Source organism: Actinoplanes sp. URMC 104, assembly GCF_051386375.1.
Classification (GTDB): Bacteria; Actinomycetota; Actinomycetes; order Mycobacteriales; family Micromonosporaceae; genus Actinoplanes.
This window is the reverse complement of the sequence record NZ_JBPQTO010000002.1, coordinates 1,267,360-1,279,495: the sequence shown is the minus strand read 5'-3', so window position 1 is coordinate 1,279,495 and position 12,136 is coordinate 1,267,360. Positions and strand designations below refer to the sequence as shown.

At 72.8% G+C, this 12,136-nt stretch carries 13 protein-coding genes; 5 read left to right on the top strand and 8 right to left on the bottom strand.

Features of this window, described 5'->3' with window-relative positions; translation table 11 throughout:
- The first annotated feature begins 175 nt into the window (after positions 1-175).
- Both cimA and ACSNN8_RS06960 read left to right on the top strand, forming a co-directional pair.
- On the top strand, positions 176-1,747 hold the full coding sequence (cimA, locus tag ACSNN8_RS06965; protein ID WP_436647679.1) for a citramalate synthase: 1,572 nt from the start codon (positions 176-178) through the stop codon (positions 1,745-1,747).
- Positions 1,744-2,127 (top strand): RidA family protein, encoded by a 384-nt coding sequence (locus tag ACSNN8_RS06960; RefSeq protein ID WP_436647677.1) that lies wholly within the window; start codon positions 1,744-1,746, stop codon positions 2,125-2,127. Before cimA ends, ACSNN8_RS06960 begins: the two co-directional genes overlap by 4 nt.
- On the opposite strand, the gene thrS is transcribed toward ACSNN8_RS06960, so the two are convergent.
- Positions 2,105-3,301 (bottom strand): threonine--tRNA ligase, encoded by a 1,197-nt coding sequence (thrS, locus tag ACSNN8_RS06955; protein WP_436647675.1) that lies wholly within the window; start codon positions 3,299-3,301, stop codon positions 2,105-2,107. The genes ACSNN8_RS06960 and thrS overlap by 23 nt on opposite strands.
- A gap of 210 nt (positions 3,302-3,511) precedes the next feature.
- Positions 3,512-3,880: a VOC family protein gene (locus ACSNN8_RS06950; protein ID WP_436647673.1), complete on the bottom strand. Its 369-nt coding sequence runs from the start codon at positions 3,878-3,880 to the stop codon at positions 3,512-3,514.
- 62 nt (positions 3,881-3,942) lie between these two features.
- On the opposite strand from ACSNN8_RS06950, the gene ACSNN8_RS06945 reads away from it, so the two are divergent.
- Positions 3,943-4,401, top strand: a complete 459-nt coding sequence (locus ACSNN8_RS06945) for a MarR family winged helix-turn-helix transcriptional regulator (protein WP_436647672.1) — start codon at positions 3,943-3,945, stop codon at positions 4,399-4,401.
- Positions 4,402-4,427: 26 nt separating this feature from the next.
- Here ACSNN8_RS06945 and ACSNN8_RS06940 read toward each other — a convergent pair whose 3' ends face one another.
- Genes ACSNN8_RS06940 through ACSNN8_RS06920 form a run of 5 tightly spaced genes read right to left on the bottom strand, consistent with a single transcriptional unit; the run spans position 4,428 to position 9,713 of the window.
- Entirely contained in the window at positions 4,428-4,946 is a 519-nt protein-coding gene (locus ACSNN8_RS06940) for a GNAT family N-acetyltransferase (RefSeq protein WP_436647671.1), read from the bottom strand.
- Complete coding sequence (locus ACSNN8_RS06935; protein ID WP_436647669.1) at positions 4,943-5,953, bottom strand: endonuclease/exonuclease/phosphatase family protein; 1,011 nt, start codon at positions 5,951-5,953, stop codon at positions 4,943-4,945. The genes ACSNN8_RS06940 and ACSNN8_RS06935 overlap by 4 nt, the downstream gene beginning before the upstream one ends.
- 33 nt (positions 5,954-5,986) lie before the next feature.
- Positions 5,987-6,997 carry an endonuclease/exonuclease/phosphatase family protein gene (locus ACSNN8_RS06930; RefSeq protein WP_436647667.1) on the bottom strand — a complete coding sequence of 337 codons (1,011 nt, stop codon included), beginning with the start codon at positions 6,995-6,997 and terminating at the stop codon, positions 5,987-5,989.
- Between the two features lie 53 nt (positions 6,998-7,050).
- A complete protein-coding gene (locus ACSNN8_RS06925; protein WP_436647666.1) occupies positions 7,051-8,397 on the bottom strand; it encodes a M16 family metallopeptidase in 1,347 nt (448 codons plus the stop codon).
- Positions 8,394-9,713, bottom strand: coding sequence for a M16 family metallopeptidase (locus ACSNN8_RS06920; protein ID WP_436647665.1), 1,320 nt, complete (start codon positions 9,711-9,713; stop codon positions 8,394-8,396). Before ACSNN8_RS06920 ends, ACSNN8_RS06925 begins: the two co-directional genes overlap by 4 nt.
- A 27-nt stretch (positions 9,714-9,740) precedes the next feature.
- Here ACSNN8_RS06920 and arfB point away from each other — a divergent pair, with 27 nt between their 5' ends.
- Together arfB and ACSNN8_RS06910 are read left to right on the top strand one after the other, a co-directional pair.
- Positions 9,741-10,181 (top strand): alternative ribosome rescue aminoacyl-tRNA hydrolase ArfB, encoded by a 441-nt coding sequence (arfB, locus tag ACSNN8_RS06915; protein ID WP_436647664.1) that lies wholly within the window; start codon positions 9,741-9,743, stop codon positions 10,179-10,181.
- A 29-nt stretch (positions 10,182-10,210) separates the two neighbouring features.
- Positions 10,211-10,975 carry an alpha/beta fold hydrolase gene (locus ACSNN8_RS06910; protein WP_436647662.1) on the top strand — a complete coding sequence of 255 codons (765 nt, stop codon included), beginning with the start codon at positions 10,211-10,213 and terminating at the stop codon, positions 10,973-10,975.
- 11 nt (positions 10,976-10,986) lie between these two features.
- Here ACSNN8_RS06910 and ACSNN8_RS06905 read toward each other — a convergent pair whose 3' ends face one another.
- A complete protein-coding gene (locus ACSNN8_RS06905; RefSeq protein WP_436647661.1) occupies positions 10,987-11,928 on the bottom strand; it encodes a 3-methyladenine DNA glycosylase in 942 nt (313 codons plus the stop codon).
- Positions 11,929-12,136: the final 208 nt, after the last annotated feature.

Genomic DNA, 12,136 nt, shown 5'->3' with positions numbered 1-12,136 from the left:
AGTGGATTTTTCGTCCCAGCAGCGCCGCAGCGTGGCATGCTTCGCAACGTGACCCACCTCGTGCTCATTATTGGCACCTAGCGCGCCGGCTGACTGTTCGCCGACGCGCAGACCTCCCGCGACCGCGGGGGGTCTTTTTGTTGGTCACCCCCAAAATCCTCGAAGGGAACGCGCCATGGAGTACCAGGTCTTCGACACCACGCTGCGCGACGGCGGGCAGCGGGAGGGGATCAGCTACTCGGTCGCCGACAAGCTGGCGGTCGCGAAGCTGCTGGACGAGTTCGGCGTGGGCTTCATCGAGGGCGGCTGGCCCGGCGCGATGCCCAAGGACACCGAGTTCTTCCAGCGCGCCAGGACCGAGCTGGACCTGCAGCACGCGGTGCTGGTGGCGTTCGGCGCGACCCGCAAGGCCGGCGCCCGCGCCGAGGAGGACCCGCAGGTGCAGGCGCTGCTCGACGCGGAGACCCCGGTGGTCTGCGTGGTGGCCAAGAGCGACATCCGGCACGTCGAGCGGGCGCTGCGCACGACGGGCGAGGAGAACCTGGCGATGGTGCGCGACACCGTACGGCACCTGGTCGCCAACGGCCGCCGCGCGTTCGTCGACTGCGAGCACTTCTTCGACGGCTTCCGGTACGACCCCGCGTACACCGCAAGCGTGGTGCGGACCGCGATCGACGCCGGCGCGGAGCGGGTCATCATGTGCGACACCAACGGGGGCATGCTCCCCTCGATGGTCACGAAGGCGATCGCCGAGGTGGTCGAGCGCACCGGTGTCACCCCTGACCTGCTCGGCATCCACTGCCAGAACGACACCTCGTGCGCGGTCGCGAACACGGTCGCCGCCGTCGAGGCCGGGGTCAAGCACTTCCAGTGCACCGCGAACGGCTACGGCGAGCGCCCCGGCAACGCCGACCTGTTCGCCACCGTCAGCAATCTCCAGCTCAAGCTCGGGCTGCAGGTCCTACCGGACGGCTGCCTGGAGAAGGCGACGCGGGTGTCCACCGCGCTCGCCGAGATCGCCAATATCGCCCCCGACACCCACCAGGCCTACGTCGGGGCCGCCGCCTTCGCCCACAAGGCGGGGTTGCACGCGAGCGCGATCAAGGTGGATCCGCTGCTCTACAACCACGTCGACCCGTCGGTGGTGGGCAACGACATGCGGATCCTGGTGACCGAGATGGCCGGCCGGGCCAGCATCGAGCTCAAGAGCCGCGAGCTCGGGATCGACCTGGCCGGCCACCCGGACACGCTGTCGACGGTGACCCGCAAGGTGAAGGACCTCGAGGCGGGCGGCTGGTCGTTCGAGGCCGCCGACGCGTCGTTCGAGCTGCTGGTGCGGGGCGAGCTGCCGGGCGAGAGCTACGCGCGCCCGTTCGACCTGGAGTCGTACCGGGTGCAGGTCGAGCACCGGGAGGACGGCGCGGTGGTCTCCGAGGCGACGGTCAAGGTCCGCGTACGCGGGGAGCGCGTCATCGCCACCGCCGAGGGCAACGGCCCGGTGAACGCGTTGGACGAGGCCCTGCGCGCCGGGCTGAGCCAGCACTACCCGCAGCTCAAGAACTTCGAGCTGACCGACTTCAAGGTACGGATCCTCGAGGGCAGCCACGGCACCAACGCGATCACCCGGGTGCTGCTCGAGACCGGCGACGGCGAGCGCGAGTGGACCACCGTCGGCGTGCACGAGAACATCGTCGAGGCCTCGTGGGTGGCGCTGGTGGACGCGCTCACCTACGGCCTGGCCCAGTGACGAGGATCTTCAGCGGCTCGTCGTTCGAGGAGCAGATCGGGTACGCCCGAGCCGTGGTCGACGGGGACCGCGTGCACGTCTCGGGCACCACGGGCTTCGACTACGCCACGATGACGATCGCCGAGGGCGTGGCCGAGCAGGCCGAGCAGGCGATCCGCAACATCGAGGCGGCGCTGGCCCAGGCGGGCTGCACGCTCGCCGACGTCGTGCGGGTCCGCTACCTGCTGCCCGAGCGCGACGACTTCGAGCCGTGCTGGCCCGTGCTGCGCCGGGCGTTCGGCGAGGTCCGCCCGGCCGCCACCATGATGGTGTGCGGCCTGGCGGACCCGCGGATGCGCATCGAGATCGAGGCCGACGCTAGGGTTGCGCCTCCGCGCTGAGCACCTCCACGGCGCGGGCGACCGGCATCGCGGGCACCTGACGGCCGTCGCGGTGGCGCAACGCGACCAGGCCCTCGGGCGCCTCGCGTTTTCCGACGATTCCCGCGTACGGGACCCGGCGCTCGGCCACCGAGCGGATGCGCGCGCCGATCGAGCCCTCGCGCAGCACCTCCACCCGCAGGCCGGCCGCCACCGCCGCGCGCACCAGCGCGTCCGCCGCCTCGTCCTGCTCCGCCGAGACGGGCAGCACGGCGAGCTGCACCGGGGCGTACCAGAACGGGAAAGCCCCGTCGTGCACCTCGATCAGATGCGCGAACAGCCGCTCCATCGACCCGGCCAGGCTGCGGTGCACCATCACGGGGCGGGACCGGCCGCCCGACGCGTCCGCGTACTCGAGGCCGAACGCCTCCGGCTGGTGATAGTCGATCTGCACGGTCGCGATGCTCCACTCGCGCCCGGCGGCGTCCGCGACCTGCACATCGATCTTCGGTCCGTAGAACGCGGCCTCGCCGGGCGCCTCCACGAAGTCGATGCCGGCCGCGTGCAGCGCGTCCCGCAGCAGCCGCTCGGCCGCGATCCAGCCTGCCTCGTCGCCGCCGTACTTCTTGCCCTCGCCGCGAAGCGAGAGCTGGATCGACGACGGGGACAGGCCGAGCGCCGCGTGCGCCTGCCGCATCAGCCGCAGCGCGTCGGCCACCTCCGCGCCGGCCCGGTCTGCGGGGCTGAAGATGTGCGCGTCGTTGAGCTGGATCGCCCGCACCCGGGACAGGCCGCCCAGCACGCCGGAGCGTTCGGCGCGGTACATCGGCCCCAGCTCGGCGATCCGCAACGGCAGGTCGCGGTACGAGCGCCCGCGGGACTGGAAGATCAGCGCGTGGTGGGGGCAGATGCTGGGCCGCAGCACGAGCTCGTCGCCGCCCATCGGCATCGGCGGGAACATGTCCTCGGCGAAGTTGCGCCAGTGCCCCGACTTCTCGAAGAGCTGACGTTTGCCCAGCGCCGGCGAGTACACGTGCTGGTAGCCGTTGCGGCGCTCGAGGTCGTACAGATAGGACTCGACCGCGTGGCGGGCCGCGGCCCCGGCGGGCAGCCAGAACGGCAGGCCCGCGCCGATCAGCGGGTCGGAGTCGAACAGGTCGAGCTCGCGCCCGAGCTTGCGGTGGTCGGCGTGCATCGGAGGTCTCCTTCTTCGAAGGGGGCGGGACCTCCGGGCACACGACACGGCCCCGGGCGATCCCGCCCGGGGCCGTGTCAGCGCTGCGATCAGGTCAGCGTGGACGAACACCGGGACGTCCCGGCGTCGTCGTCTGCTGCTTCCTGAAGCTCATGCCGCCGATGCTAGGGCCGCGGCACCGTCGCTCGCATCCGAGTTATCGGCGGCCGCTCAGGCGCGGTCGTGCAGGGTGACCTGGTAGCCGTCGGGGTCGGCGAAGGTGAACGTCCGGCCGAAGGGGCCGTCGATCGGCGCGGAGACGATCGGGTGCCCGTCGGCGACCAGAGCGTCGTGCACGGCCTGGACGTCCGTGGCGTGCAGCCAGATGCCGACCCCGATGCCCGGCTGCGCCACGGAGGCGAGGTCGGTGCCGGGGACGACCTCGCGCAGGGCGAACGCGATCGGCTTGGTCTCGAAGACGACGGCGTGCGGCGGCCCGGCCGGCGAGCGGACGAGTCCGAGGTAGCGCTCGTAGAACGCCTGCGACGCGTCGAGGTCGCGCGCTTGCAGCGAGATGAAGTCGGGGCCGGTGGCGGGCATGGCATGCTCCTTCTGGTCGTGTCAGCTTCCTGACATGCACCACGCTATGTCAGAATGCTGACATGAGTCAAGACGGTGCCGGCATCGACCTGGAGACGTCCCTGGGCTACCTGCTGAAGGAGGCGTCGAGCGCCCTGCGCGTGGCCATGGAGGAGGTGCTGCGGCCGCTGGGCATGAACGTGACGCGCTACTCGTGCCTCGAGCTGCTGGCCCAGCGGCCGGGATTGTCGAACTCCGAGCTCGCGCGGGGCGCGTTCGTCACCCGGCAGTCGATGAACGTGCTGCTGCAGGCCCTGGAACGGGAGGGCTACGTGACCAGGCCCGCGGAGGCCCCGGTCGGGAAGGTGCTGCCCACGCGGCTCACGCCCCGCGGCCGGCGAAGCCTCGAGAAGGCGACGGTGGCGGTGCGATCGGTCGAGCTGCGGATGCTGGCCGGCCTGAGCGAGGCGGACCGGGCGGACGCGTTGCGGCTCCTGCGCAGCATGGTGCGCTCGCTGCGCGACGGCAACGACGAGGGATAGCCGGCCGCGGCGGGCCGGTGCGCCGGTCAGTCGTCGGCGAGGCGCTGGAACAGCAGGTGGTCGCGCCACGCGCCGGCGATCCACAGGTAGCGCGGGGCCAGCCCGTACTGCCGGAAGCCGTTGGCCTGCAACACCCGTTGCGATGCCCGGTTGTGCACCAGCGTGCCGGCCTCGACGCGGTGCAGGCCGAGGTCGTCGAAGGCCAGGCGCACGACCCGGCCGACCGCCGCCGTGGCCACGCCCCGGCCGTTGGCGTCGGCGGCCACCCAGTAGCCGAGCGTAGCCGACAGGAACGGGCCGCGGGCGATGGTGCTGAGCGCGATCCGGCCCAGGATCCGGTCGTCCTCGACGATCATGTGCGGCAGCGTCAGGCCGGCCTCGTGCTGGCGCAGCATGTCGGCGAGCACGAGGCGCTGACCCTCTTCGGTGAAGTACTCGTCGCTGCGGTCGGGCTCCCACGGCGCCAGGAAGTCGCGGTTCGCCCGCAGCAGCGCGGCCATCTCGGCGGCGTCCGCGACGGTGGCGAGGCGCGTGGTGACCGTCATCGAGCGGCCGGAACGGTCAGCCCGGCGACGATCGCGCGGTGGTCGCTGCTCGGGATGCCGTGCACGCTGACCTCGCGTACGCCGATCCGCTCGTCCACCAGCACGTGGTCGATCGTCACCGGCGGGATCGGGTCGCCGTCGTACGGTCCCCAGGTGCCGATCAGCCCCTTGCCCGCGGCGTCCGCGGCGTCCCGGTAGCCGTGCGAGATCAGCTCCCGCAGCGGGGCGTGGTCGAGCGTCGCGTTGAAGTCGCCGAGCAGGATCCGCGGCGTCGCGCTGTCGTCCGCGCGCGGCTCGGCCAGCAGATCCTTGCGCCACTGGCCGAGAACCGAGCGGGCGTACGGGGCCAGCGGGTGCGCCGACTCCACGACGACCGGCCCCGCTCCCGGCACCTGCACCGTCGCGTACGCCTGCATGAAGCCGCCGCCGTTCTGCTGCGCGCCCGGTTCGGTGAGCGGATAGCGCGAGTACAGCCCCGAGCCGTCCGCCTGGGGCCGGTCCGCGAGCGACGAGTACGGCAGCAGCGCGCCCAGCCCCGCGGCGGCCAGCGCCTCCTTGCCCTCGGTGGTGAACTCCTGCACGGCCAGCACCGCGACGTCGTGCTCGCTGACCAGCTTGACGATCGTGGCCGCGTCGGCGCCGCCGAACAGCATGTTCGACGTCATCACGTTCAGCCGCACGCCCGCCGCCGGACCCTTGTCGCGGTTCCCGATCGCGCGCGGCAGCACGGCGGCGGCCAGCATGATCGCGACGATGACGGCCACCGCGCCCACGGTCCACCGCCGGGTCGCCAGCGCCAGGATCGCCGGGACCCAGGCGGCCGCCGCGACATAGGGGGTGAACGCGAACAACTGGACCACCGGGCCCCGTTCCCAGCCCCCGAGGCGGATCACGGCCCACGCCAGGAAGGGGAGGATCAACAGCCAGAACAGCACGGTCAGCGCGGCCTTTCGTCGTCTTCGGGGGCCGGCCTCGCGACCGGCGCGGGGCGCGCTGATGATCGTCATGGCCGCGAGGCTAACGACCCCACGCCAGACCAACTATGACGCGGGCGGAAGGGTAACGACGGCCGTCACTGCGCGGTGGTCACTGCCGGCCACGCCGTGGACCTGGGTCTCCCGTACGCCGAGGCGCTTGTCCACCAGGATGTGGTCGAGCGTCACCGGCGGGATCGGGACGCCGTCGTACGGGCCCCAGGTGCCGATCAGCCCGTCGCCGGTGGCCGACGCCGCGTCGCGGTAGCCGTGCGAGATCAGCTCGCGCAGCGGCGCGTGGTCGAGCGTCGAGTTGAAGTCGCCGAGCACCAGCCGGGGCGTGCCCCCCTGGTCGGCCCGCGGCAGCGCCTCGAGGTCGGCGCGCCACGCGTCCTCGGCGGCCAGGGCGTACGGCGCGAGCGGGTGCGCCGACTCGACCAGGACCGGGCCCGCGCCGGGCGGCTGGATCGTCGCGTACACCTGCAGGTTGCCGTCCTGCAGCCCGCCGCCGTCGCCCCGGCGCGAGCCCTGATCGGTCATCGGGAACCGGGAGTAGAGCCCCGAGCCGGTCGTGCCGATCTCGTCGGCCAGCGCGTGATGCGGCAGCAGCGCGTCGATCCCGGCCGCCTCAAGCCCGGCCGCCGCCTGCGGAGTGAACTCCTGCACCGCTAGCACCGCGACGTCGTGCTCGCGCACCAGCCGCACCACGTCCGCCGGGTCGGCCGCGCCGATGAACATGTTGACCGTCATGACCGACATCGGGACACCGCCGGCCGGGCCCCGGTCGGAGTCGGGGATCGCGCGGGGCAGCACGGCCCCGGCCAGCAGCGCCGCGGTCAGCGCCGCCACGGCCGCGATCAGCCACTTGCGCGCCAGCAGGGCTACCACCAGCGGGATCAGCGACCACGCGGCCGCGTACGGCGTGAAGGCGACCACCTGCACCAGCGGGCCGCGCTCCCAGCCGAACAGCCGGATCACGGCCCACACCAGGCCCGGCAGGGTCAGCAGGAGGAGCAGCGCGGTGCGCCGCACCCGCCGGCCCGGCCGGACCTCGGGCGGTGCTGTGGTGATCGTCATGGCGGCAAAGGGTATCGGCCGCACCTGGCCGTTCCCTTGAAGCCGCGGGTGATTCAGATCTCCGCGTCGGCCACGTCGCCGATCCCCGCGGCCACCAGCTCGTCGCGGATCACCGCGGCGTCGCCCTCGACGACCAGCGTCAGCCCGTGCGGGTGCAGGTGGGTCGTGGCGGCCGCGCTCACCTCGGCGAGCGGCGTCTCGAGGTACTGCCGGCGCAGCGTGGGGTAGTAGTCGTCGGGCAGGCCGTGCACGACCAGCGTGCTCAGCGCGCTCACGATCGAGCCCGGCGTCTGCATCTCGACCGACAGCTGCCCGGCGCGCCACGAACGGGCCACCGCCAGCTCCTCCTCGGTCACCCCGGACTCCTGGGTACGGGTGATCTCGCCGATCGTGTCGACGAGGGCGGGCACGGTCACTGCCGTCTGCACGCCCGCCGCCACCTCGAAGCGGCCGAAGCGCCGGCTCATCGCGTACGAGCCGCGGATGCCGTACGTGTAGCCCTTGACCTCCCGGATCAGGTGGTTGAGCCGGGACGTGAACGCGCCGCCCAGGATCGTCGCGGCGAGCGTCATCGCGACGTAGTCGGGCGTGGCGCGCTCGGGGGAACGGTGCCCGATGCGCAGCGTCGACTGCACCGAGCCGGGCCGGTCGACGAGCAGGATCCGCCGCGCGTCGCGCACGGGGACGCCCAGCGGCGGCTCGGCCTCGAGCGGGTCGCCCGCGGTGCCCGCAAACGCCGCCTCGCCGAGCGCGCTCAGGTCGAGCGTGCTCAGGTCGCCCGCGACCAGCAGCACGCCCGGGCGGCGCAGCCAGCCCTGGTGGAACGCGACCACGTCGTCGACGGTCACGGCGGCCACCGACGCGGGATCGCCGTGCAGCGGGCGGCCGAAGCGCTCCGCGGCGCCGAACAGGTCGGCACGCAGGGCGGCGTCGGCGCGCGGGCCGGGCTGGGCCCAGTCCATGCGCAGCGCGGTCACCTCGTCGTCGCGGACCCGGTTGACGTCGGCCGGGTCGAGCCGCGGCGTGCGGACCGCCTCGGCGGCCAGCCGTACCGCGTCGAGCAGCTGCGGCACGGGCGCCGAGACGCCGACCCGGAAGGTGTCCCAGTCGATGCTGGGCGACAGCTCCGCGCCGAGGCTCTCCAGGGCGAGGGCGTACGCGGCGGAGTCGCGCTGCGCCGTGCCCTCCTCGAGCGACTTGGCCAGCACCGTGGCCGTCCCCTCGCGGCCGGAGGTCTCCCGCGCGGCGCCGGCGTCGAGCAGCAGCATGGCGCTGGCGAGCACCTGGCCGGGCAGGTGCGCCGCGATCACGGTGCCGCCCGCGACGGTGACCCGCTGCAGGTCCGGGAACGTGTAGGGCCGGGCCTCGCCGGCGTCGGGCCGGGTGGCGATGAGCGTCATGCGGCTTCCCCGTTCTCGGGCAGGTAGGTGAGCGTGACCCGGGAGCCGGGCTGCAGGGCGTACCGGGCGGCCTCGGTGACGTCGTCGGCGGTGACCGCGAGCCACTGCGGCAGGCGGTACGCGGCCGAGCGCGGATCGCCGAACTGGGTCGTGTAGCGGCTCAGCGTGTCGGCACGGCCGCCCACCGTGGACACCTGCCGCCACCACGAGGTGGTCAGCAGCGCCTTCGCGCGCGACAGCTCCTCCTCGGTGACGGGCTCGGTCCCCAGGCTGCCGACCACGTCGGACAGCCCCTGCTCGAGCTGCTCGACCGGCACGCCGTCCTTGGCGGTCGCGGTGATGATGAGCGGCGCCGGGGCGTGCGCCAGGTCGACGCCGTACGAGCCGATGTAGTCCGGCTGCGCGATCCGGGCGCCGTCGGCGAGCCGCTGGTAGAGCCGGCTGCCGCGGCCGTTGCCGAGCACCGCGGCCAGCACGGTGACCGCGTCGTACCCGGCCGTGCCGAACGGGTGGGTGCGGTGCGACAGATAGATGCGCGGCGCGGGGACGGCCGCGGTGACCGTCTGACGTACCGGCTCGGTGGCCGGGCCGGGCAGGTGGCCGCTCGGCGCGGGCGGGATCGACGCCACCGGCTCCAGCGCCCCGAAGTACTTCTCGGCGAGCGCGAACACCTCGGCTGGCGACGCGTCGCCCGCGACCGTGAGCACGGCGTTGTTCGGGGCGTAGTACTGCTGGTGGAACGCCTTGAACGTCTCCAGGCTCGCCGCGTTCAGGTCCTCCATCGAGCCGATCGTGGCGTGGTGGTAGGGGTGGCCCGGCGGATAGAGCAGGTCCAGCAGGCGCAGCCAGGCGTCGCCGTACGGCACGTTCTCGTAGCGCTGGCGGCGCTCGTTCTTGACCACCTCGCGCTGGTTGTCGAGCGTCTCCTGGGTGAGCGCCGGGACCAGCCCGCCCATCCGGTCGGCCTCGAGCCAGAGCGCGAGCTCCAGGTGCTCCGAGGGCATCGTCTCGAAGTAGTTGGTGCGGTCCGGGTTGGTGGTCGCGTTGAGCGAGCCGCCGTTGCCCTGCACCAGCCGCATGTGCTCGGTCTTGGCCACATGCTGCGAGCCCTCGAACATCAGGTGCTCGAACAGGTGCGCGAAGCCGGTCTGCCCGGCGGGTTCGTGCCGGGAGCCCACGTCGTACCAGAGATTGACGCAGACCACCGGGGCGGTCCTGTCCTCGCTGACCACGACCCGCAGGCCGTTGGCGAGTGTCGTGGTTTCGATGGGCCACGGGTAGCCGGACACGACGGCCGGCGCACTTGGGGACGTCACCCGTCCATACTGCCTTGCCCGCGTGCCATGCTGGGGCGCGTGGTGGACGATGTGCGGGTCAACGACCGTCTGATCATCCCGGCGGCCGAGCTCGCCTGGCGCTTCTCGCGCTCCAGCGGCCCCGGCGGCCAGGGCGTCAACACGACCGACTCCCGGGTCGAGCTCTCCTGGGACCTGGCCGGCTCCGCGCTGCTGCCCCCGGCCCTGCGGGAGCGTGCCGTCGAACGCCTGGGCGACCGCCTGACCCAGGGCGTGCTCACCGTCACCGCCTCCGAGCACCGTTCCCAGCTGCGCAACCGCGAGGCCGCTGCCGCCCGTCTGGCCGCCCTCATCGCCTCCGCGATCGCCCCGCCCCCACGGGCGCGCCGGGCCACACGTCCTTCCAAGGGCTCCGTCGAACGCCGCATAGCCGAGAAGAAGCGCCGCGGCGAGACCAAGCGCAACCGCCGCTCCTACCCCAGCGACTGACAATGCAGGCGGAGACCGCAGGAGGCCGGATGCTCGTCCGACGGGTGGCTGATCCGCCGGGGCTGAGCTGCCTCGAGGGCGCCGCGCAAGGGGAGCTGGTCGTGCTGCTGCACGGGCTGGCGGGCAGCGCGGTGGAGATGGCGTCGCTGGCCGAGACGCTGGTGGGCGCGGGCCATCGGGTGATCGTGCCGGATCAGCGGGGGCACGGGCACAGTGAGCGGTTCCCGGCGGACGTGTCCCGGGAGGCGTACGCCGGTGACGTGCTGGCCCTGCTCGACGAGCCGGCGTGGCTGGTGGGGCAGTCGATGGGCGCGCACACGGCGATGCTCGCCGCCGCGGCGAGCCCGGAGCGCGTACGGGGCCTGGTGATGATCGAGGGCGGCGTAGGCGGCTCGACCGACGACTACCCGGAGCGGCTGCGGGCGTACTTCGCCTCGTGGCCGGTTCCGTTCGCGGACGCGCAGGCGGCGCGGGAGTTCCTGGGCGACCGCCCGATCACGCAGGCGTGGATCGCGGATTTCGAGCGCCGCGCGGACGGGTTGTGGCCGCGCTTCGACGCCGGCGTGATGAAGCGGGCGATCGCGGAGGTGGCGGCGACCGCCCGCTGGACGCAGTGGCGCAGCCTGACCGTCCCGGTGCTGCTGATCCTGGGCGAGCACGGCACGGTCCCGCCGGACGAGGTCGCCGCGATGGGGGCCCCGTACGTCGTCGTTGCGGGCGCCGGCCACGACGTGCACCTGGACGCACCCGAGGCGACCGCGCGGCTGATCCTCGACTTCCTCCGCAGCCGGTAGGGAGCGAGCGGTCAGCGGTGGTTGAAGGGGGCGACGGCCTCGCGGTTGCGGGCGGCGTCCTCGGGGCCGAGCAGTTCCTCGCACACGCGGATGAGGCGGGCGCGCAGACCGGCCGCGCGGCGGGCGAACTCGCGCTGCCGGGCCACGTACTCGGCCTTGCCCTCGGGGGTCTCGATCTTCACCGGCGGATGCCCGTACGAGGAGAGGTCGTACGGGCTCGCCTGCATGTCCAGCAGGCGGATGTCGGCGGCCAGCGCGAAGCAGTCCAGGGCCAGCGCACCGGGCACGGCGGCGCCCAGTTTCTGCGCCCACTTGTGCACGTCCATCGCGGCGTGCAGGCAGCCGGGCTGGTCGAGGTCGACCTGGGTGGCCCGGGTGGGCTGCAGGCGGTTGAGCCCGACCGCCTCGGGCGTGAAGAAGCGGAACGCGTCGTAGTGCGTGCAGCGGATGGGGTGCTGCTCGACGACGCGGTCGGTCTCGGCCTGGCCCAGCCGCAGCGGCAGCGGGTGGCGGTGGTCGGGGTCGCGGTAGACCATGGCCCACTCGTGCAGGCCGAAGCAGCCCGAGAACACCGGCCGGGACGCGGTGGCGGTGAGCAGCCCGTGGATGTATCGCACGCTCTCGCCCCGGGCGTGCATGTACGCGTCCTGGTCGAGCGTGACCACCCCGTCGGGATAGGTCATGTAGAACTTCCAGGCCGCGTGCTCGGCCAGCCCGTCCGGGGCGGGGGACAGGCCCGTACCGATGCCGGGATGCCAGCGCCGCAGCACCGAGGGGCGGGTGCCGTAGTAGTCGTACAGGAAGTCCTCTATCGCGTGCTTCTCCCCGGTGGCACGCCGGGCCCGGTGGCCCGCGGTCATCTCGTCGGCCCGGTCGGCGTGCGCCCGGGCGAGGGGAATCCACGTGACCGAGGGCAGCGTCGTGGTGAGCGCCCTCACCTGCTTGATCCCCATCCTGTCAGCGTATCCAGCCGAGGCGATCAACACGATCACCGTCAGGCGCGATTGAGCGCGTCGTCGCATATAGGTCCAATCCGGACTTCGTCAGATACCTGCTCGCGCCTGTAGTACATCTACTACATTCTTGATAGCGTGATGGACATGGATGGCAAGACTGTGACGGGGGTGCTCGACGCCGGCACGCAGGTGCCGGCCGCCGAGC

Bases quoted from the DNA above. Each gene is read 5' to 3' on its own strand.
- arfB (WP_436647664.1), top strand. From the start codon at position 9,741: ATGCTGGGGCGCGTGGTGGACGATGTGCGGGTCAACGACCGTCTGATC.
- ACSNN8_RS06935 (WP_436647669.1), bottom strand. From the start codon at position 5,953: ATGACGATCATCAGCGCGCCCCGCGCCGGTCGCGAGGCCGGCCCCCGA.
- ACSNN8_RS06950 (WP_436647673.1), bottom strand. From the start codon at position 3,880: ATGCCCGCCACCGGCCCCGACTTCATCTCGCTGCAAGCGCGCGACCTC.
- ACSNN8_RS06930 (WP_436647667.1), bottom strand. From the start codon at position 6,997: ATGACGATCACCACAGCACCGCCCGAGGTCCGGCCGGGCCGGCGGGTG.
- ACSNN8_RS06940 (WP_436647671.1), bottom strand. From the start codon at position 4,946: ATGACGGTCACCACGCGCCTCGCCACCGTCGCGGACGCCGCCGAGATG.
- cimA (WP_436647679.1), top strand. From the start codon at position 176: ATGGAGTACCAGGTCTTCGACACCACGCTGCGCGACGGCGGGCAGCGG.
- ACSNN8_RS06905 (WP_436647661.1), bottom strand. From the start codon at position 11,928: ATGGGGATCAAGCAGGTGAGGGCGCTCACCACGACGCTGCCCTCGGTC.
- ACSNN8_RS06910 (WP_436647662.1), top strand. From the start codon at position 10,211: ATGCTCGTCCGACGGGTGGCTGATCCGCCGGGGCTGAGCTGCCTCGAG.
- thrS (WP_436647675.1), bottom strand. From the start codon at position 3,301: ATGCACGCCGACCACCGCAAGCTCGGGCGCGAGCTCGACCTGTTCGAC.
- ACSNN8_RS06945 (WP_436647672.1), top strand. From the start codon at position 3,943: ATGAGTCAAGACGGTGCCGGCATCGACCTGGAGACGTCCCTGGGCTAC.
- ACSNN8_RS06925 (WP_436647666.1), bottom strand. From the start codon at position 8,397: ATGACGCTCATCGCCACCCGGCCCGACGCCGGCGAGGCCCGGCCCTAC.